Genomic DNA, 21399 nt, shown 5'->3' on the forward strand with positions numbered 1-21399 from the left:
TCCTGTCAGGGACCGTCAGGGGTGCACGAGCGGTCGGCCGTACGCCCGGCCGCTGTCAGACCTCCAGTTCGGCCTCGATGCGCTTGAGCGCGTGGCGGGCCAGCGCGAGGTTCCCCCGGCTCCGGTCGAGCGCGAGGTACAGGAAGAGGCTGCCGCTGCTGCTCGTCATGGGGCGGATCAGGTGGTACTGCTGGCCGAGGGTGATCAGGATGTCCTCGACCGTGTCGTTCATCTGGAGCGTCGCGAGTGTGCGCGCCTTCGCCCGCACGACCTCGGTGTTGCCGGCGGCGGCGATGTCCAGGTCCAGGCCCTGACCGCCGCCGAGGGTGCCGAGCGACATGCCGCTCTCGTAGTCGACCACGGCAACGCCGATGGCACCGTCCACGGTCATGGCTTCCTTGAGCGCTGTTTCGAGGTTCATACCCTTGCCCTGCCTTTGACTGTTTGGTGGCTTTTTGACCGTTGATCGGTGACGGATCAGAAAAATACAACTAGACGCTCTGTTCTGACACTTTGAACTTAAACTACTGTGGTTTTTGTAATCTTGTGAAGTATCAGTGAAGGGGTACGGGTGTCATCGCTCGAAGCTTCCCTGTCCCAGTTGCTCTCGGCATCGGGCATCAACACGGTCGCGCTCGTCGACGCGGTGACCGGTCTGGTCTACGGCCAGGCGGGCCTGGGGGGCGTCGACGGCATCGAATGCAGCGACTTCGCCGCGCTCGTCGGTGACGGACTCCATGCCGCCGGTGCCCAGGGGGATCTGGAGAGCATCGTTGTGACCAGTTCACATCATCACCACATTCTGCGTAGTCTGCCGAGGCAGGGGGATCCGGTGTTCCTGGCCGCCACGCTGGAGCGGGAGCAGGCCAACCTGGCACTGGCCCTGCACGAGTTGGGCGTCTACGCGACGGGGGCGATGACGTGAGCCCACGGTCCGGCCGTCCGCACAATGTCCCGGCGCTGTTGAACTCCCTGCACCAGGACCAGTACACCGGCGCGGTGCACCTCCCCGGTTCGCCGGGCGGGTCGATCCATCTGCGCGACGGGCTGGTGGTCTCGGTCGAGACTCCGGCCGCTCCCAGCGCAGAATCCATTCTGCTCAAGACCGGCCGGATCACCGACACCGTGTGGGCGTCCACTGTCGCCGCGGCCTCCGCGTCCGGGAACGACCTGAAGGCGGAACTCGCGGCCCGCGGACTCATCGGACCGGAGGAGTTCGAAGTGGTCTGCGCCGCAACGGTCTTCGACGGTGCCTTCGCCCTGGCGCTCAACCCGCCCGGCGACTGGGAACTGACCGAGTCCGGTCCGTCCGTCGTCGCGGGCGTCGCCGTACAGCCGCAACGCCTCACCGCGGAGACCACCCGGCGTACGGCCCTGCTGACCGGCCTGTGGGGGCAGCCGTCGGAATTCGCCCGGACCCGGATCCGCCGGGCGGGCGCCGCGGTCTCCCGTATACAGCCCCGCTACGTGGCGCTGCTGAGCGCGGTGAACGAGCGCCGCAACCCGCGTGACATCGCCTTCGCCGTGGGGCGTGGACTGTACGCGGTGATGCTGGACCTGAGCCGGATGCAGGCCCTCGGGCTCATCCGCCGCGATTCCCCCGCCCCCGTGGGCCGCCCCAGTACCGCGGTCCGCGCCGTGGATCCGCGGAAGCCCCCGCCCGCCGTCCCCGTGTCACCGCTGCCCCGGCGTGCCCCGGGAAACCGCCGGCCACCTCTCCCGGGCACCACGTGAGTTCGCGACGACGCAGGGCCGCCCGGCGGCGCCACCTCGCCATGGCCAGTGCTCTCAAGGCCCGCAAACCGCCCCGGACTCTCCCACCACCGCTTCCCCGGCGCGACGGTGGGGGGCCTCCGGCGCTTCCGCCCCTGGGCGATCTCAAGAAGGACCCTCCCGATCTGGACCTGTTGCGCCGGGTCCGGGCCGGCCTCGACGCCCTGTCCTGACCAGGTGGGCACGTTTCCGTGCCCACCACGACCGGCAAGGAACAGCCATGGACGACACCCGCACATCCGACCCCCTCGTCGAGGTTCTGACCGCCCTGCGCGACACGGTCGCGGGGGTGAGCGAGACCGTCATCTCGACGGGCGACGGTCTCCTGGTCGCGGCGGACGCCGACGTGGTCCATCCCGAGTCCGTCGCCGCCCTTGCGGCGGCGGTCCTGGGCGTGGGCCGCAGACTGGCCGAGCAGGCCAACACCGGCTCACTGCGGGACGTGGTCACGCGATGCGCCGGCGGCCACATCATGGTCCTCGCGATCGGCGACCGCGCCCTGCTCACCTTGATCGGCGACGAGGGGCTGGACCTCGCCGGCCTCCAGCGCGTCATCCCCACGACGATCGAGCAGTTGGAGAAACTGCTGGCCGCGGACGCGGGCTGAGGCGGCTGGAGGAGACCCCGCGGATCTGCGAGCGGATGTGGGACCCGCTCGAAAACGGCCCCTTCGAGGGCACGCGCTACCGGCTCGCCGAGACCCGGAGCGTGCCCGCCCCGGTCAGTACCCCCGCACCCGGAGATCATGGTCGGTGGCAACGGCGAGAAGAAGACCCTCCGGCTGGTCTCCCAGTACGCGGACGCCCGCAACCTCATCACCTTCACCCACACCGAGGCCCAACAGGAACTCGACGTACTGCGCCGTCACTGCGACGACCTGGGCCGGGACCACACACAGATCCGCAAGACCGCCATCTACGCGGGGCCCACTCTCCGCGGCGGCGATCTCGACGCCTTCACCGAAGAGATGGCCCACTACGCCCGGCTCGGCATCGGCATCGGCATCGACACCGTGATGGTGTCGCCACCGATCACCGAACCGGCCCGCTGGATCGAAGCCCACGCCGCCCCCGCCGCCCCCGCCGTACGACGCATGAGCGAACTCGGCTGAACCACCGCTCGCGCACCTACCGCTGGTCCCGGACATACGAACTGGACGTACGACCTGGACTTCACGGTCACCTCGGAGTCCCGGGCCGGCGGGCGCTCCCGCACCGGGAGTACGCCGACGATGCCGTGCCCTCCCGCCGGCGACAGCGTGGCGCCGGCGGGAGGGGCAGCGGTCAGTGAGTCGCGGTCAGCACCACTTGGGCGTCTTCCCGTTCACGTTCTCGACCCAGCGGGCGGCCACCCAGCCGCCGCGCTTCAGCAGGTACCAGCGGGGGTTGCCGTCCACCAGCTCTCCGTTGGTCTTGCACTCCAGGTCGATGATGGTGCCGTACGGGATCGAGCCGATGGGCTTGTAGTCGGTGTTCGGGCTCTTGCGCACGTTGAGCGACGGATGGGCGATGACTCGGCCCTGGGCGTAGGCCGCCAAGGGGGACTGGACGGCCTGCGCGGACTGGGGTGCCGGGCCTGCTTGGTGGTCCGAGGCGACGGCGGGAGCGGCAAGCGCCGTCCCGGCCAGCAGAACCCCGGCGAACACCGAGACGGTCCGGTGCCCGGCGTGCGGTGTGCTCATGGCGGTTGTCCTTCTTGTCGGTGAGCCTCCGGGATCTCCCCGGCTGCAACACCTTCATGCCACGGGCAGGGCACGGCGAGGCACCGTCCCCGTGCGAGAAACGCCCGATCCCACCCGGATGGCGTCGCCGACCGGGTCGACCCCCGCCCCGAAAAGGGGTATTGGGCCCGGAAGGCGTGGTACTCAAGGCCGTCGGCGACCGATGCGTGCGATAGCGGCGAGGTATTGCCGAGTAAGCGCGTATGCCCGCGGACCAACACGGTTTCCCCGGTGCGCTGTTCCGCGCTCTCGGCGGGGCCGCTGATGACCGAGCGGGGCGGCCGTCGCCCCGTCACCACGCACCCCCTCCGGGCGAAGTCGGCGGACGTCGAGCCGAGGGCGTCACCGGGAGTCCTCGGCCACCACGGCGACTTCGCCCGCCGGAAGGGTGATCGTGCCGGTCGAGTGGACGCCCGACAGGTCTCGAAGTATCTCGACCTCGCGAAAGGACCCGAGTTCACCTTCGGCCACGGTCTGAGCTACACCACCTTCGCGCTGGGCGACCCGCTGCTGAGCCGGGAACGGATCGGGTCGCGGGAGCTGCGGGAGGGCGCGACGGTGACGGTGACCGTCCCGATCCGCAACACCGGCGACCGTGAGGGCGACGACGTGGTCCAGCTCTACGCCCAGGATCCCGCCGCGGCGATCACCCAGCCGGTCCGCCGGCTGCGCGGCTTCCTCAGGGTCCAGGCTGGCGGCGGGGGAGGAGCGGGAGGTCCGCTTCACCCTGGGGGCCGACGACGTCGGCTACTGGACCAACGACCCGGCCGGGACCTTCACCGTGGAACCGGGCGAGATCCACATCCACACCGGCGACAGCTCGCGGACCCGGGCCGCACGCACCCTCCTCATCACCTGATCACCTGACCACCGCCGGACGCGCAGCCGCGGCCCGGACGGTGGGTCGTCCGGGCGAAGGGAGTGATGCCCCCAGGGGAGTTCTTCGATCGCTCCGTGGAGCGAACGCCTCATCCATGAGCCGTCGTCCGCGTCTCCGCGCGTCGTCACGGTCACGCGGAGAGGAGAAGCATGAAGGCACGAATATGTGCGGCACCGGTAGCCCAGGGGATGCTCGGTCTGCTGCTGGCGAATGCCGCAACGGGCACCGCGCACGCCGCCGCCACCACCTACTACGTATCGCCCAGCGGCAGTGACAGCAACAGCGGTCTCTCGCCGGACCAGGCGTGGAAGTCGCCCCCCTGTTCACCTCGCCCGGCGCGGGCAGTACCTGCTCGTGGTCGCCGGTCTTCGGCATGGGGCCGCAGCCGTGCCCGGCGGCCTACACGCTCAAGTCCGGTTCACCCGCGCTCAAAGCGGGCACAGCCGTGTCCGGCAACGGCGGGGTGGACTACTACGGGACAGCCGTCCCGAGCACACCGAACATCGGGGCCGACGCCGGATAGGCCCTGACCGCACATCGACCGGCGATCGGCATCGGCCCACGACGCCCACGGCGACAGTCCACGACGCCCACGGCGACGGAGGCCGGTGCCGACCGGCGTCCGAGCCGTGGACCCGCTGACCCGGCACCGGTTCGTGGCACGATTCCGGCCCCGGGTCGTGTCCACGACTCCCGCGTTGTCCTGGGTCGCCGCCGGAATCGCTCTGTGCCGGACGGGCTACGACGGCGCCGGACCCCCCGCCCCCGTACTCCCGCCCGGGCCGGGAGCCGGGTCGGACACCACACGCATGCCCAGCCCGCGCACCCGGTAGATGCACGAGTCGTCGCCCCACAGCGACGCGTCCGCCAGCGCGTACGGGCCCCGCGTGTCCGTACCGCTCTCCACGATGTCCATGTCCACCCGGATCAGCCGGTTGGCCGGGGTGATCTGGCCGCGGTACTTCCAGGTCGTCTCGCGGCCGGGCAGTACCGGTTCGAACCGGGGGCGTGGAACGCCGTCCGCCGCGCCGCGCTCAAGCAGGTGGTACTGGAGCAGTTGGCACATGGCCTCGATCCCCAACGACCCCGGCTGCACCGGGTCCTGGAAGAAGTGGGCCCGGAAGAACCACTCGTCCGCGACCACGTCCTTCTCCGACCGCAGCCGCCCCAGCCCCTTGCTGCCCCCGTCCGGCCAGTCGCCGGTGATCCGGTCGAGCATCAGCAGCATGGGCCCCGGCAGTCGCGGTTCGCCGGCGCGGTGACGAGCGAGCGGGGCGGTCGGATCGACCACGCGGTCGCAGGGTTCGTCGAGACGGGCCCGGTCCCGGGCCGACACCGCGAGACCCTGCTGGTGGTCGAAGGCCGACGGCGGGAAGTAGCCGAAGACCGTGGAGAGTTCGAACAGCGGCACGCCGTCGGCCGTGCACCTCACCCGGAACGACTCGATGATCATGTCCCCGCTCCGGGAGACACGCGTCAGTTCGGCGTGGGTGCGGACCGTACCCGTCGCCGGAGTGACCTCACCGGTGACCGTTCCCGCCCCGTCGAGGTTGCGGAACAGCAGATCCGTGTCGGTGGTCAACGCGCTGCCCACGTACGAGGCCAGCCACCCGCAGGGTTGCAGCGCGATCTCCATCAGGACCGCGAACGGCATCGTACGGCCGCCGCTCTGCTCGAAGTACCAGGCCCGCGCGGGCACGTCGTACTCCGCGACGACACCGCTGCCCTCCCGCATACCGCCCTGCGGACCGTCCACCGAGACGATCCGGCTCATGAAGTGGTACGGGGGACCGGGCAGCCGCGCGACCTTACGGGTGCTGTCGAAGGGCTCGTACGCGCTGCCGAACGCCTCACTCGGTCTGCCCCAGGCACACGCCAGCAACGAGGGGTAGCCGAAGGGGAATCCATCGGCCGCCGTCGCCACCGGCTTCTCCTCCCGGTGCCCGGCCAGCCCGCCGAGCAGCGGGAGCGGCACCGGTGTACCGCCGCCCTGCACGACGGGCGGGCCCGAGCGCCGCCACTGCGACAGCGGCCAGTCGGGTACGAGCCGCAGTGCCACGTCCCGGCCCAGGAACGCGCTCGCCCCGTCCACCGAGCCCAGCACATCGGCGTACAGCGTCGGTACCGGCCCGGCCGAGACACCGCGCACGAACACCTCGTAGACGACCCGCCGGTCGGCCGGAGTCGCCTGGCCGCGGCACATCGCCTCGCAGGGGTGACCGTCGACGGGCTCGAAACGCCAGCCGTCCCGGTTCACGGTGAAGCCCATGGCCGCCAGATAGAACGCCATCGCCTGGAGCCCGCCCTGGAGCATCAGGGTGCCCGGCATACAGGGGTCGTTCTTGAAGTGCCCCGCGAAGAACCAGTCGTCCGGCGAGAGCGGGGTCTCGGCCCGCAGATAGCCGCGGCCCCACGGCCCTCCGGCCGGGTCGAAGGCGGTCACCTCGTCGATCAGCCGCAGCCTGCCGTCGTCGAGCCGAGGCGGACGGACGTGGGCCGCCGTCGCCTCCCAGCCGGGGCCGAAGCAGTCCGCCGGCCGCCCCTCGGCCAGAGCCCGCACCCGGTCCGCGTCGAAGCGGGTCCATCCGCCGCGCACCGCGGGCGGGTCCAGCGGCAGGTCGTCACCCGGCGGGCGCTCGGCGGGATCCCACCGCACACCGCCGCTGCCGGCCAGCTCCTCGGGGGTGAAGAACCCGGCCTGGCCCTCGCGGATGCTGAGCCGGAGCTCGCCGTCCACGTAGCAGTCGTAGTGGAAGAAAGCCAGCCGGATGCCGTCGTGCTCCGCGTGGCCGTCGATGTAGATCTCGTAGCGCAGGGTGTCGCCCGCTCGCGGCGGGCCGCCGTGGTACGTCACCTCGCAGCCCAGCAGCCGGTAGACGCGCTCCCCCCGGTTGAGGAGGTCCACGCCCAGCCAGCTGAGCAGGAGCAGATCCGCCTGGCCCGCCTCGATCAGCAGCCCGGCCGGGATACGTCCGGTGGCATCCAGGTACCAGCTGTCGGGCCGGACATCGGTCTCCGTCCAGATCCTCCCGTCGGTGCGCACCGGGCCGGGCGTGACGAGCGCCGCCGGCACGGCGTCGATACCGGTGACCCGGTCCGCGAACAGCATCGGCGGCGCGGGCATCCGCGTCTGCACCGCGTACGCGTCCTGCTCGGCGAATCGCGGGCCGAACAGCGTGGAGATCTCCCCGGAGGCGAGGTGCTCCAACTGGGCGCGGTCGAACTTCGGCCCCGGTCTGGGGAGTTGGGCGGGTACCGCTTCCGGCGGGGGAGCGGGCAGGGGTGTCGAGAGCGGCGCCGAGCGGGGCGTGGGCCGTACGGGGGCCGGCCGCGGCGCGGCGGTCCGACGCGGGGCAGGGGGGCCCGGTGGCCGTACGGGGCCGGGCGCGGCGCTCCGCAGCGCGGTCACGGCGAGGGCGGACAGCCGCAGGAACCGCTGATGGGCCTCGGTGTGCCCGGCGGTGATCTCCTGGTGCAGCGCGGCGACCCGCAGGCTCTGCCGGAGGACCGCGGCGCGGGCGCCCGCCGCGCCCGGATCTCTCAAGTCCCGGCTTGCCGACCGGACTTCGGGCAGGGGGCGCGGCCCCCCGGTAGCGGGGCCGGGCCCGGCAGCGCCGCCCGGCGCGTCGGACCGGCCGGCCTCCCGGTCCGGTACGGGCGCCAGCTCGGGGGCCCGGGGCAGCGTCACCAGGGCGGGCTCCAGCGGCGGCAGACACGGCGGCGCGGGTACGGGCACGGTGACGGTGGGCCCGGGACGCGGGACCTCCGTGGCGGCTTCCGCGAGCCGGGCGAACAACGCGTCGGCGTGCACCGGCACGCCCGCGACGACGAGTTCGGCCACCGCCAGGCAGAGCTGCCGCAGCCGGGTGTCGCCCGGGGCGTCGAGCGCGACGGCCACATGGTCCCGGTCGCCGAGTACCCGCTTGATCCAGCCGGTGCACAGCTTGCGCGGCCCGTGCTCCACGAAGACCCGGACACCGTCGGCCCACGCCCGCTCGACCGTGGCCGCGAAGTCGATCGTGTTCAACCCCTGTTCGGTGAGCGCCTCGGCGGCCCGCTCGGCCGTCGGCCGGTACGACTGACCCGTGGCCCCGCTGTAGAACCGCACACCGGGCACGTCGACGGTCGGACGGTGGTGGACCGCACGCCAGACCTCTCGGATCTCCGCCAACTCCGGTGCGTGGGCGGCCATGTCGTAGTCGAGCTCGATCGCGAGGTCGCCGCCGATCCGGGCCACGACGGCCGCACACGCGCGGGACTCGCCGCCGATGACACAGACTCCGGGGGCGTTCACCGCCATCAGGTGGACCGCGGCCTCGGTGGCCAGCTCGGCACGGACCGCTTCCAGGGGCGCACTGACCAGATAGCTCGACCAGTGGCGGCCCTCGACGCCCAGACGCTCCCAGTGGCGCCGCACCGCCCGGAGTTCGCCGGTGAGTTCGGTGGTGAACAGACCGCTCGCCCGGGTGGCGTCGTACAGCCCAGCGGCGTCCGGCCAGGCACCCAGCGCGACCAGGGCGGCCGACTCGCCCGAGGAGTACCCGAGAGCGGCCTCCGGCCGGAGCCCCAGCACCCCCCGGGTGAACACGGTGTGGTGGACGGCGAGTTCGGCGGCGCCCCAGATCTGGTCGAGCACTCCCCGCTCCGCCCGGGAGCGCAGCCGGGCACCGATCGTCCCGTGCCTGGCACGGACGGTCCCGCCGAGCGACGGGAGCGCGAGCATCAGCTCGTGGCCCATGCCCGGGTACGCCGCCGAGCCGTTGGTGTACACGAACGCGGTCCGCCCCGTCACCGGCCTGTCCCGGTACAGCACATCGGCCGGACGGGCTCCGCCCTCGGCCAGCCAGTGGCGGGCGGCCTCCTGCCGGCCCGGCAACGCGTCGTCGTCGGCCACGAGCGCCAGCCGGGCCGGCCCGGCGTCGGACTCCGCACCGGACTCCAGCGCGGCCAGCACCTCCCGGCGGTCGGCCCCGGAATAGACACGCAGGCGCGGAGCCGGCCCCCGCAGCCACGGCAGGGCGTCCCCCGCGCGCAGCCGGACACTCGCCGTGGGCCCTTCCAACGGTGTCACCGTGACCTTCGCGGTGTGCGCGACGGCCCCGGTGTCCGCGGGAACGCCCGGCCTCGGCACCGCCCGGTGCTGGAGCGAGAGCGCCGCGACCGCGACGCAGACCAGCCCGTACGCGGCGTGAGCGCGCCCGAACGCCGACGCGGGGTCGAACACCGCGTCCGGGCCGTCCCCGACGACCATGTCGGGTGCGTCGGCGGTGTCGGTGGTGTCTGCGGTGTCCTCGTCGAGCAGGGCGACGACGGTGTCACCGTCCCGGCGCGCGGTGTCCAGGGACTTGAGGACCAGGACGACGGCGGCGTCCCCCGGATCGTCCTCGCGGCCGAGATCCCGCTGGGCGCTCCGGTGCACCGCCTCGCAGGACAGGTCGGTGGCGCCGACGAGCGCGGCGTCGACCTCCCCCGACCGGACGGCCCGCGCCGCGAGTTCCAGCGCCACCAGCCCGGACGCCTCCTCCGCCGAGACCGCGAAACCCGGTCCCGCCAGGTCGAGTTGGGTACTGATCCGGTTCGCCACCAGATTCGGCAGGGTGCCCACCACGCCCTCCGCGGTCATGGGCGGCACGAAGGCGTCCCGTGCGAGGTCCGCCGACTCCGGCGTGATCGCGAGCCCAGCCCGCTCCAGCCAGTGGGGAACCCTCCAACGGGCGCCCGCGCGGGCCACTTCGGGGTCCACCCCCATGCCGATGACCACCATGGTCCGCTCCCGGGGCAGGGACACCGACCGGGCGGCCTCCCGCGCCGCCTCCAGCACCAGGAGCTGATGGCGCACCGTCCGCTCCAGGGCCAGTGGCGGGAAGCACAGGTCCGTCAACTCCACGGCGATCCCGGCGACCGGGCCACACCGTTCACCGCCCAGCACCGCCCGCCGGAAGTCCTCCGTACAGGTCCCGTCGCCGACCCGGGCGCCGACGGCGACGATCGCCACCGGTGTACGGCCGCCCGGCGATTCCCGCGCCCGGACCGGGGCCGTCACGGAGGCCGTCGGACGGACCGGACGCGGTACGGCGGACACCGGGTCGCCGTCCGGAAGGTCCACCACCAGATGGGCGTTGGTCCCGCCGAACCCGAACGCGCTCACCGCCGCCCGGCGCGGCCCGGACCACGGTTCCGCCTCGGTCAGCACCCGCAACGGCGTGCCCGCCAGCGCCTCCAGCGGCCGTTGCGCGCCGAGCGTCGCCGGACGCACCCCCGCGCGCAGCGCCCCGAGCACCTTCAGTAGCCCGGCCACACCCGCCGACGCCAGCAGGTGCCCGACGTTCGACTTCACCGAACCGATGGGCACGTCGTCACCGGTCCCGAAGACCCGGGCCATACCGCGCGCCTCCACCGTGTCCCCGACCGGCGTCCCCGTCGCGTGGCACTCGACGAGCGACACGGACCCGGGCGCGACGCCCGCCGTGTCGTACGCCAGGCGCATGGCCCGGACCTGGCCCTCCTCCGCCGGGCTGATCAGCCCGGCGCCGCGCCCGTCGTTGGACAGCCCGACACCACGGATCACACCCAGCACGGGCAGTTGGGCGCTGCGGGCCTCGGACAGCCGCATCAGGGCGACGAACCCGGCGCCCTCGCCGTGCACCAGCCCGTCCGCGTCCCGGTGGAAGGGCCTGCTGCGCCCGGTGCGGCTCGTCGCGGACAGGCCGCAGAAGCCGACGTGCAGATAGAGGGGGTCCGCCCGGCTGACCGCACCGGCCACCATCAGGTCCGCCGTACCGTCGTGCAGCCGGTCGCACGCCAGCTTGACGGCATACAGCGACGACGCGCAGGCGGCGTCGAGCGCCCAGGCGCCCGCGCCCAGCCCGAGGGCGCGGGCCGCGAGCCGGGCGGGCAGCCCGGACGAGAAGCGGTTGAGGGCGTCGGGCCGCCGCCGGTGCTCTCCCGTCAGCAACGCGTCCCGGAGCGGGGGCCGTTGGGCGGACAGCCAGACGTGTTCGGCGAGAGCCGCCCCGGTGGGCGTGGGATAGGACAGGTTTCCCAGCACCAGCCCGGCGCGTGGCAGCGGGCCCTCGCGGCCCGCCTCCGCGAGTGCCTGCCGGACGCCGTACATGACCCAGTGGAAGAGCGGGTCCAGCGACATGATCCGCTCCGGGGCGAGCCGGAATCCGGTGGGGTCGAAGACGGACTCGAACCCCCTTACGTATCCGCCGACATCGGTCCAGGTGCGGTCGAGGTGGTCGTCCACCGTGCCCATGGCCCAGCGGCGCGGCAGCCGCCACCGGTCCTCCGGGACGGCCGACAGGCTGGTGCGGCCCGCGGCGATGTTGTCCCAGAACGTGTCCGGATCGAGCGCGTCGGGCAGCACACAGCCCCGGCCGACGACAGCGATCGGTTCGAATTCCATGCGGGTCTCACTTCACGGCAGGGCGGGGCCGGTTCGGAGGGGCTCGGGCCGGTTCCGAGGGGCGGCCGGCTCAGGAGGGGCCGGGCTCAGGAGGGGCGGCGGACGAGTTCCACGCCGAGCAGTTCCAGACGGACGGCGCCATCGGCGTCGATCAGCGCCGCATCGCAGCGCGCCCCCGTGCTGTGCGCCTTCCGGCCCCGCAGCACACACCGCACCGTGCCGTCCACCGGGCCGCGCCGGTACACCCGGCACTCCGCGACGGCCATCGGCAGCGTCGCCGCGTCGAGCACCTTCTGCCCCCAGAGCAGGGCGAGTTGGAGCGCGGCGTCCAGGGCGGCCGGGTCGAGCGGCCAGCACTCACCGGGCCACTCCAGGGCGCGTACGCCGGCGACGATCGCCTCGGCCCCGTGCTCCGAAACACCGTGCGGCGAGCGGACGGAGTGGAAGCGGGGGCCGTGGAAGAGGTTCTCCCCGTCGTACAACTCGGCGCGGTCCAGCGGCTTGAGGCCGTCCGGGCTGCCCCACGTGGCGGGATCCGGCTCCTCGGCCCCGGTGTCCAGTACGGCCCGGAAGTGCGCCACCCCGTTCTCCCCGCGCAGTTCCGCCTCCAGCCCCGTCGACGAGCCGGCGGCGCCCCGGCTGCCGTGCACGGTGAACCGGTGGCCTGTGCCGCCCAGTTCGGGCAGGGCGAACTTCTGGAACACCCGCAGGTCGCGCAGGACGAGTGGCACGGCCGGGCCGGCATCCGGCAGCCAGGCGGTCGCCGCTCCCGCGAACCAGTTCAGGACCATCGCCACGGGCAGCACGGGAACCCCGGCGAGCGCGTGGTCGGCCAGTTGCGGCAGGTTCTCCGCCCGGACCAGCAGCTGCGCCGGACGCGGATCGCCCGCCGGGGACAGGGCCGCCGGATCGTCCCCGGCCACCAGGACGACGCGGGCCTCACCGGCTGTGCCGTCCAGCTCGGCCGTGAAAGCGGCCGCCCCCTGCTCCAGAGGGATCAGCGGAACCCCGGACCGGCCGAAATGGTCGGCCAGAGCGGGCGTGACCATGCCGCCGCGCCACGGTCCCCAGGCGATGCACCGCACCAGACAGCCTGGGCGGCGGGCCCGCTCGGCCGACGCGACGTGCCCCAGGACCTCGTTGGCCATGGCGTAGTCGCTCTGCCCCGCGTTGCCGAATACAGCGGCCACCGAGGAGAACAGGCAGATCACGTCCAGCGGATCGTCCGCCGTCGCGGCCAGCAGCGCGCGCAGACCGTCCACCTTGGTGGACATGACCAGCTCCACCTGCTCGTCGGTCTTGTCGGCGATCCGCTTGTCGGCCAGCACTCCCGCACCGTGCACGATGCCGGTGACCGGCCCCCACGCGTCACGTACGTCGCGCAGTGCGGCGGCGACGGCGTCGCCGTCGCGGACGTCCACCTGGACGTACCGCACGGGGGATCCCGCCGCCTCCAGCGCCGCCAGCGTCGCCCGTACCTCGCGCGCGGCCAGGATCTCCCGGGCCCGGGCCGCGATTTGGGCGGGCGAGGAGTCCTCCGCGCCGTCGGCCGAACGCCCGGCGAGCAGACGGGTGAGCGCCGGTTCGTCGGCGGCCGACGCGAGCCCCGCCGGCTCAGGAGCCGGTGCGGTCCTGCCGAGCAGCGCGATTCGCGGCCGGTGGGTCCTGGCCAGGTCCAGCAGCGCGGCGGAGGTCACCCCGCGGGCCCCTCCGGTGGCCACGATCACGGACTCCGGGGTGATCCGCCGGGCGCTGCCGGGTGTCACCGGAGCGGGCACCGTCCGCAGGGTGGTGCGGGTGCCGTCCGCGCGCAGACCCGCCGCCAAGTCGGGCCCGCCTTCCAGCAGTTCACGCACGATCGCCTCGGCGACCTCCTCGTCGCCGCGCCCGCCCCGCTCGCAGTCGACGGCCTTGACCGAGACGCCCGGCCACTCCTTCGCCACGGTCCTGGTCAGCCCGGCGACGCCGCCGAGCCACGCGCGGTCGGGTGCGTGGCCGCCGAGTCCGAAGTCGCCCCCGGTGTCCTGCACGGTCACGAACACTCCGCCCCGTTCGGCGGCCCGCGCCGCCACCGCGCGCGCCGCGCGGAACACCGACCGGTGGACCTCCCGCGCGTCGTCCGGCGTGCCGTCCCCGGTCAGCCCGCCGAGGTGTACGACTGAACGCGCGTCCTCGGGCACCTCAGCCACGGCGGTGGCGTCCACGCCGCGCTCCGCCAGCTTCCGCGCGACGAGGGCCGTGATCGCGGCGCCCCCGCCCGCCACCACGAGCGGCCCGTCCAGGAGCCCCGCCGTCGCGAGGCCCGACGCCGGTGACTCCATCGCGCGCGGCACCAGCCTCGTCAGCGCCGTCCGCTGCCCGGACTCGGTTCGCACGGCGGGGAGTTCCGGGACGGCCGGGGGCCCGGTCACCGCCGGGGAGACCGGTGCAGGGGCCTCCGACGGTCCGCCGGCCGGGGTGAGCGCCTCGACGATCTCGCGCAGCGTGCGGAGTTTGCCGAGCTGTCCGATGTTTCCCGTCGCCATGTCGCCCACCTTCCGGCGTACGGCCGACAGGATCTCGACGCGCTTGATCGAGTCGACTCCCAGATCCGCCTCCAGCTCCATGTCCACGTTGAGCATCTCCGTCGGGTAGCCGGTGAGCCGGGCCACCACCGAGAGCAGGAGTTCCTCCAGTTCCGACGCCGACAGAGGCGCGGCGTCGGCGGCCGGTGCCGAGGGGGCCACCGGGACGGCGGCCGGTGCCCGTTCCTCGACGACGACCGGCGCGGGCGACGGCCCCCCGCCCGGCTCCCCGCCCGGCCCGGCGGGTACGACGGCGGGCACGGTCACGGGAACACCGACCGCAGCCGGGGAGGGTGTCGCGGGTGCCGGGGCACGCCGGGGTGCCGCCGAACGGGGGAGCGGCAGCGGTACCGGGGGAGCGGCAGCATCGGGCACGGCGTCGACGCCCTGCGCCCCGAGCATCGCGGCCAGGGTGGTCTCGGTCATCCGCAGAAAGGCCATATGGCTGTCGGTCAGCATGCGTTGGCAGGCCGCGTGGGTCTCCGCCGTCTGCCGCTGGACGCTCTCCACCGCGGCGTACCACTCGGTGCCGAAGCCGGCGTCGGGCTCGGCTCCGTACGGGGACACGGCGCCGTACGCGGGCTCCGGTTCCTGGACCGGAACCGTCTCGTAGGCCGACGGCTCCGGAGTCCGGACGGGTGCGGGTACGGGTGCGGGAGCCGGCGCGTACGCGGGCATGGGGACCGCCAAGATGTCGGACGAAGGGGCCGGGGCGTACGCGGGCACGGGCGGCTGCGGTGCGGCGGCTTCGCCGCGCGGCGGGTAGAGCTGCCCGTAGTTGGCTCCGCTGATCTGCACGGTCATCCGGGGCTCGCGCTCCTTCACTGAGGTACCGGGCGAGCCGTACGGCGCCCAGAGGGGATCGAAGTCCAGCGGGACACCGCGTACGGCGAGTTCACCGAGCGCGGTGTGCAGGGTGCTGACCCCGGACCGGTCATGCCGGTCCAGGGGAACGGCCGCGTGCTCACGCCCGCCCAGGATCTGTCCGACCAGGCCGCTCAGCGCGGCGCCCGCGCCGACCTCGACGAAGGTCCGCACCCCTGCCGCGTACATCGCCTCGATCTGGTCCTGGAAGAGCACAGGTGAGGCCAGGTGGTCGGCGATCCGGCGGCGTACCTCGTCGGGTGACGACGGGTACGGTGCCGCGTCCGCGTTGCCGTACACCTCGATCAGGGGCTTCGTGAGCGGGACCGTACGCAGGAACGCGGCGAGCGGCTCACCCGCCGGGGCGACCAGCGGGCTGTGGAAAGCGGTCGAACCGGTCAGCCGCCGGGTGTCGACCCCAACGGCCGCGAACGCCTTCCCGGCGCGCGCGACAGCCTCCGACGTTCCCGAAAGCACCACCTGGAGCGGGGAGTTGAGGCCGGCCGGCCAGATGTCGCCGAACTCCTCACCGGCCAGCACCGCCATCACGGTCTCGCGGTCCGCCGTCACGGCCAGCATCGCGCCGGGTACCCCGGCCGCGTCCCGCATCAGCTCACCGCGCCTGCGGGCCAGCCCGACCAGGGCCTCGGCGTCCAGGGCACCCGCGCAGTGCAGCGCCACCAGCTCACCGAAACTGTGGCCCGCCACGCAGTCCGGCCGCAGCCCCAGATCCCGCAGTACGGCCAGCGAGGCGAGCGCGTGCACCGCGAGCGCGGGCTGCGCCCACTCGGTGGCGGCCAGACGCGCGGCCTGTGCCGCGCGTTCCTCGTCGGCGAAGGCGGGCGGCGGGAACACCGACCGGTGCACGGGGCGCCCGTCGAAGCTGGTGCCGCCCAGCCGGTCCCACACGGCCTGGGCGGCCGGCGAGAGCATCGCGAGGTCGGCGCCCATCCCGACGTACTGGGATCCCTGCCCCGGAAACAGGAACGCGAGCCGGCCGGGCACGGGATCCCCGGAGGCGTACCGGACACCGTTCGGTGTCGAGAACGCCGTGCCGGGCCGCTGCCTGATCAGCGCCAGCGCCCGCGCGTACTTCTCCCGCAGGTCCTCGGTGTCCGTGGCGACGACGGCCAGCCGCACCGGATCGGTGGGCGAGAACGCCCTCTGGCTCTCCCTGGCGAGCGCCGCCAGTTGACGGTCGCCGTACGTCTCCGGCGGCACCAGGTCGGCCGGCGACACGCCGCTGAACAGGACGAGTTCGCTGGGCGCGGAGCGATGGCGCGGCGGCACCCGCGCCGGGGTGCCCGAGGGCACGTACTCCTCCAGCGTGACGTGGAAGTTGCTGCCCCCGAAGCCGAAGCTCGACACCGACGCCCTGCGCGGATGACCGGCGGGCCGCACCCACGGCCGGGCCTCGGTGTTGACGTAGAACGGGCCGTCCGGGGCGGCGGCGGCCGGCACGGGCCGGTCGACCTTGATGGTCGGCGGCAGCACCTTGTGGTGCAGGGCCATGACCGCCTTGAGCAGCCCCGCCGCACCTGCCGCGCACTTGGTGTGGCCGATCTGCGACTTGACCGAGCCGAGCGCGCACCACTGCCCGTCGTCGCGTCCCGACGCCTCGAACACTTCGCGCAGCGCCGTCAGTTCGGCGGTGTCGCCGGCCTTCGTGCCGGTCCCGTGGGCCTCGACCAGCTCCACCGTCCGCGGACCGTAGCCCGCCTCCTCGTAGGCGCGTCCCAGAGCCCGTACCTGACCGTCGGGAAGCGGCGCGTAGATCGCCGTACCCCTGCCGTCGGACGAGGTGCCGATGCCCCGGATCACCGCGTGGATCCGGTCGCCGTCCCGCTCCGCGTCGGACAGCCGCTTCAGTGCGTACATGACGACCGCTTCGCCGAGCATGGTGCCGTCCGCCGCGTCCGAGAACGGACGGCAGTCACCGGTGGGGGAGAGCGCGGGCGTCTTGGAGAAGCACAGGAACATGCCGATGTCGTTCCCGGTGTCCACACCGCCGCTGATCACCAGGTCGGCCCGCCCGAGCGTCAGCTCACCGACCGCCGTGGACAGTGCCGCCAGGGAGCTTGCGCAGGCGGCGTCGGTGGTGTGGTTGGTGCCGTGCAGATCGAACCGGTTGGCGATCCGCCCCGAGACGACATTGCCGAGCAGGCCGGGGAAGGTCGACTCCTGCCACGGGCTGAAGTACGCCGAGATGCGGTCGCACACGGACTGCGCCTCGGCCTCGGCGAGACCGCTCTCCCGCAGCCCCTTCAGCCACACCGGGCGATGCGCGCGTCCGTACATGTGCGGAAGCAGTTCCAGGGAGGCCGCGCCGATGATGACGCCGACCCGGTCCCGGTCCATGCCCGGCAGACCGCCCGCGTCGGTCAGCACCTGGTCGGCGACCATCAGGGCGAGCAGTTGGGAGGTGTCCGTCGCCGCCAGGTTGGCGGGCGGCACACCGTACTCCAGCGGATCGAAGTCCACCTCCGGCAGGAACGCGCCGCGGCGGGCGTACGTCTTGTCTGGGGCGGCCGGATCCGGGTCGTAATGGTCCGTCAGCAGCCAGCGGGACGCGGGCACTTCGGTGAGCAGATCCCGCCCGCCGGTCAGGATCCGCCAGTAGCCCGCCGCGTCCGTCGCGCCGGGCACCATGGCGCCGACACCGACCACGGCGATCGGCACCTGCCCTCGGGCACGAGCTGACGCGTCATCACTAGCGCTGCGGGCTACTACTGTTGACGCCTCCGGGGCGCCGGGGCCGCTCATGCCAGCCCGCGCGGGGTGTAGGCGAATGCCTCGGACGGCAACGGGACTCCATAGGTGCGCAGTTGATGGGCGCGGGTGAGGACCGCCGCGCCTTCGAGCAGGTTGAGCGCGATCTGCACCACGGACCGGTTCGCCGGTTCGGCCAGGAACGTGCCCGCGACCCAGCGGTTGAACGCGCCCGTCGCCGGGCCGCTCCAGATCTGGTAGTCGGTACGCCGGGCCGCCTCGCCGGTGATCGCCCACCGACTGGAACTCCCCAGGTACCAGCGGAAGACCAGCGCCATACGGTGCTTCGGATCGGCCTCCGCACGCGCGATCTCCGAGGGATCGCGCCGCTCCCAGAACGCGCGCGTGCGCTGCCAGACCTCGTCGAACGAGGCGCGCAGCACGCCCCGTTCGATCGCGGCGCGCACGTCGGGCGGGATCTCCTCCAGCGAACCGTGCGCCCGGTAGGCGGCGTGGAGCCTGCCGGCCCGCTGGGCGAACATCGTTCCCCGGGAAAGCACTTGCAGCGTGACCCCCAGCTCGAACATGTCCGCCGCCGGTGCCATGGCCACATCGGCGACATCCGCCTCGCAGAGCATCGCCTTGGCCTCGTCGGACAGACCCGCCTCGGTGGCCGTCTGGTTCACCGATCCGACGACGACATAGGACGCGCCGAGGGCGAAGGCGGCGGCCACCGCCGCCGGCGTGCCCAGCCCGCCCGCCGCGCCGATCCTGACCGCCCGGCGGTAGCCGAACCGTTGGCACAGCGCGTCGCGCAGCAGAGCGATCCTCGGCAGCAGGACCGACAGCGGCCGGTTGTCGGTGTGGCCCCCGCTGTCGGCCTCCACGGTGATGTCCTCGGCCACCGGTACCAGGGCCGCCAGCCCGGCCTCCTGCTGGGTGAGCTTCCCCTGGGCGACGAGCCCGTCCAGCAGTGCGGCCGGTGCGGGCGAGAGGAACCTCTCGGCCACCTCGGGCCGGGAGACCTTGGCGAGCATCCGCGTACGCCGGACGATCGAGCCGTCGGAGCCGCGCCGCAGTCCCCGGGCCGAGCACAGCACGACGGCCGGGGTGAGCTCCATGAACGCCGACGCCGAGATCCGGGGCACACCGTGGCGCAGCAGCAACTCGGCGACGTGGAACTCCAGCGCGGGTTCGGCCGGTGAGTGGATGAGGTTCACGCCCCAGTTCGAACGGGACCGCAGCTCCCCGGCCAGCGTGTGCACGGCCCGCTCCACATCGGCGTACCCCAGGCCGCCGGCGCCGAAGAAGCCGAGCATCTCCGCCCGGGCCATCGCGGACACCATCCGGGTGGTCGCGATGCCGTTCGCCATCTCGCCCGCCACATAAGGGAAACGGACGTCGTGCGCCTCGCAGAAGGTGCGCCCGCCGAGCCACTCGGGGTACAGCGGCGGCAGCGTCCCCAGCACCGGGCCGTCGGGTAAGGGACCGGCCGCGAGCCCCAGTTCACGGCCGCTCGGCCCGCTGACGATGTGTACGGGTTCCCGGATCCGTCGGGCCCGGGCGGCGATGTCCTCGGGGGAGAAGACCGGTGGGGACGCGGCGGGGGCGACGGGAGCGGAGAGGACGGACACGAAGAGGCTCCAGGGGGAGGGGAGTTGTGCGGGTCAGGCGGGCCGGGCGGGTCAGGCGGGCCGGGCGGACGGGAGGACGGCGGTGGGTGACGGCCCGGCGGGCACCCGGCCCCTCGGGACCAGGCCGGACCACAGGTAGTCGAGGTCCACCCGGCTGGAGGCCGCCGACGCCCCGAGCAGGGCCCGGACCCGGGTGTCGTCGAAGCGCCGCCGGTGCGTCAGGTAGCCCGTCAGACCCGGGTAGCAGTCGGCCAGCGCCTCCAGGGCCGACGGGTCGTCCGGCACCGTGGCGACCAGGTCGATCGACAACTCGGCCAGCCGTTCCAGCAGGGTCGCGATCGTCAGCACGGGCACGTCGCGGTCGTGGACGACGTGGTACGTGTCGACGCCGCCCGAGGGCGTCCGGTCGGCCAGCCGCACCATGACCTCGGCCGCGTGCTCCACCTGTATCAGGTTCAGCCGGCCGTGCGGATGACCCAACAGCCGGACGCGGGGACGCCCGTCCGCGGTGCGTCGCGCGTCGCGCAGGATCCGCTCGACGACCTGAAGCGGATGCGAGGGCAGCTCCGGGTGCGGCGGCAGGTCCGTGACGAGGATGCTCGGCCGCAGCACCACCACCGGGCGCCCGTGCTCCCGCGACCACGCGTGGATCAGCACCTCCGCCTCGTACTTGGAGCGTTCGTAGGCGTTCTCGAAGCCGTACGCGTCGTCCAGCTCGTCCTCGTACGCCACCCCCGCACGGCGGCCCCCGGCGACGAAGGCGGTACTCACGTGATGGACCAGGGGTCTCGCGCGTCCGGCGGCGGCCAACTCCAGTACGTGCCGGGTCCCTTCGACGTTGGTCCGGCGCAGCTCGGCGAGGTCTCCCGCCAGGTTGATGCTGCCCGCGCAGTGCCAGATAGCGCCGAGGCCGTCGGCCAACTCCTCGAACGCGCGCGCGGACAGCCCCAACCCGGGCCGCTCCAACTCGGTCTCCACGACCCGCAGCCGGTCGGGGAGTTCGGCGAGAGACGCCTCGGGCACGCCGGTCAGTTCGAAGAACCGGGTGATGCGGTGCAGCGCGTCCCCCGACCCCGCGTGGACCAGGACCGTCACCGACCGGTTTGTGTCGAGCAGACGGCGCAGCAGGCGCAGTCCGAGGAATCCGGTGGCGCCGGTGAGGGCGACGTGCATGACCTTGGCTCCAAGCGCTCCGAAGGGACAGGACCACAACCGCGTGCGAGGGCGGTGAACGCCGGGGCCGTCGCGGCGGCCTGGGAGGCGAGACGCAGCCGGCCGTCCCACGGCGCGGCCTGACACAGGCGGTCGCGGCGCGCGGCCCGCTCCCCCCGGCCGACCCGTGGGACCGGCCCGGTGGGTGTCCGCCGGTCCGCCGCTTCCTCACGGCCCCGCCGGGGGCCGCTCAGGCCCTCCGCCGGGCCTGAATGACCACTGGCGCACGGCACACAGTGGCAGACGGCGGACGGTGATGGAGCACCCGATCCCACCGGCTCACCCGAATGAAGTACCCATGCCACGGCCTGTGTTGTCACCTGCGAATCGCCGGAACTCCCGTGGCGAGCCGGGGCGCCCGGCCGTACGACGTGACGGCAGCAGTGGGGACCCGGGCGGGCCGGCCGGCGGACCGTCCCCCGTTCGAGTGGTCTCGCGGGCGGCGGACGGCCGGCGGTCCAGGGCGGCTCCGCGTCCCCGCGAGGCGCCCGGCGCCGGGTGTCGAGCCCGGTGGGGGAGGGGAGCGCCGCATCGGGGGCCGCGGGCGAGTACGGCCCTTCACCACGGCCGGATATATAACCGTAGCTACTCAGGCCGTGGACGCGCAGGGGCTCGGCGGCCCCTCCGATCGGTGA

General features: G+C 73.4%; 12 protein-coding genes. 6 read left to right on the top strand and 6 right to left on the bottom strand.

Annotation, left to right across the window (positions count from 1 at the left end; translation table 11 throughout):
• Positions 1-55 precede the first annotated feature (55 nt).
• Complete coding sequence (locus tag P3L51_RS25480) at positions 56-421, bottom strand: hypothetical protein (protein WP_354607618.1); 366 nt, start codon at positions 419-421, stop codon at positions 56-58.
• Positions 422-571: 150 nt separating this feature from the next.
• Here P3L51_RS25480 and P3L51_RS25485 point away from each other — a divergent pair, with 150 nt between their 5' ends.
• The 4 genes from P3L51_RS25485 (at position 572) to P3L51_RS25500 (ending at position 2884) form a co-directional block, all read left to right on the top strand.
• Complete coding sequence (locus P3L51_RS25485; RefSeq protein ID WP_354607619.1) at positions 572-925, top strand: hypothetical protein; 354 nt, start codon at positions 572-574, stop codon at positions 923-925.
• Entirely contained in the window at positions 922-1734 is an 813-nt protein-coding gene (locus P3L51_RS25490) for a DUF4388 domain-containing protein (RefSeq protein WP_354607620.1), read from the top strand. The genes P3L51_RS25485 and P3L51_RS25490 overlap by 4 nt, the downstream gene beginning before the upstream one ends.
• A gap of 259 nt (positions 1735-1993) precedes the next feature.
• Complete coding sequence (locus P3L51_RS25495) at positions 1994-2380, top strand: roadblock/LC7 domain-containing protein (protein ID WP_354607621.1); 387 nt, start codon at positions 1994-1996, stop codon at positions 2378-2380.
• Positions 2381-2518: 138 nt separating this feature from the next.
• Positions 2519-2884, top strand: coding sequence for an LLM class oxidoreductase (locus P3L51_RS25500; protein WP_354607622.1), 366 nt, complete (start codon positions 2519-2521; stop codon positions 2882-2884).
• A 186-nt stretch (positions 2885-3070) separates the two neighbouring features.
• Here P3L51_RS25500 and P3L51_RS25505 read toward each other — a convergent pair whose 3' ends face one another.
• Complete coding sequence (locus P3L51_RS25505; RefSeq protein ID WP_354607623.1) at positions 3071-3454, bottom strand: SH3 domain-containing protein; 384 nt, start codon at positions 3452-3454, stop codon at positions 3071-3073.
• 270 nt (positions 3455-3724) lie between these two features.
• Here P3L51_RS25505 and P3L51_RS36040 point away from each other — a divergent pair, with 270 nt between their 5' ends.
• Both P3L51_RS36040 and P3L51_RS25520 read left to right on the top strand, forming a co-directional pair.
• Entirely contained in the window at positions 3725-4360 is a 636-nt protein-coding gene (locus P3L51_RS36040; protein WP_435594524.1) for a fibronectin type III-like domain-contianing protein, read from the top strand.
• A gap of 317 nt (positions 4361-4677) precedes the next feature.
• On the top strand, positions 4678-4896 hold the full coding sequence (locus tag P3L51_RS25520; RefSeq protein WP_354607624.1) for a hypothetical protein: 219 nt from the start codon (positions 4678-4680) through the stop codon (positions 4894-4896).
• Between the two features lie 216 nt (positions 4897-5112).
• On the opposite strand, the gene P3L51_RS25530 is transcribed toward P3L51_RS25520, so the two are convergent.
• From P3L51_RS25530 to P3L51_RS25545, 4 genes are all read right to left on the bottom strand, one after another.
• The gene (locus P3L51_RS25530; RefSeq protein WP_354607625.1) at positions 5113-11781 is read right to left on the bottom strand and encodes a beta-ketoacyl synthase N-terminal-like domain-containing protein; all 6669 of its coding nucleotides are present in this window, start codon (positions 11779-11781) and stop codon (positions 5113-5115) included.
• 86 nt (positions 11782-11867) lie between these two features.
• Positions 11868-17858 carry an SDR family NAD(P)-dependent oxidoreductase gene (locus P3L51_RS25535; RefSeq protein ID WP_354607629.1) on the bottom strand — a complete coding sequence of 1997 codons (5991 nt, stop codon included), beginning with the start codon at positions 17856-17858 and terminating at the stop codon, positions 11868-11870.
• 110 nt (positions 17859-17968) lie between these two features.
• A complete protein-coding gene (locus P3L51_RS25540) occupies positions 17969-19552 on the bottom strand; it encodes a PfaD family polyunsaturated fatty acid/polyketide biosynthesis protein (RefSeq protein WP_354607626.1) in 1584 nt (527 codons plus the stop codon).
• A 51-nt stretch (positions 19553-19603) separates the two neighbouring features.
• Positions 19604-20725 (bottom strand): SDR family oxidoreductase, encoded by a 1122-nt coding sequence (locus P3L51_RS25545; RefSeq protein WP_354607627.1) that lies wholly within the window; start codon positions 20723-20725, stop codon positions 19604-19606.
• Positions 20726-21399 lie beyond the last annotated feature (674 nt).

Source organism: Streptomyces panacea, from assembly GCF_040560175.1.
In the GTDB taxonomy this organism is placed as follows: domain Bacteria; phylum Actinomycetota; class Actinomycetes; order Streptomycetales; family Streptomycetaceae; genus Streptomyces; species Streptomyces panacea.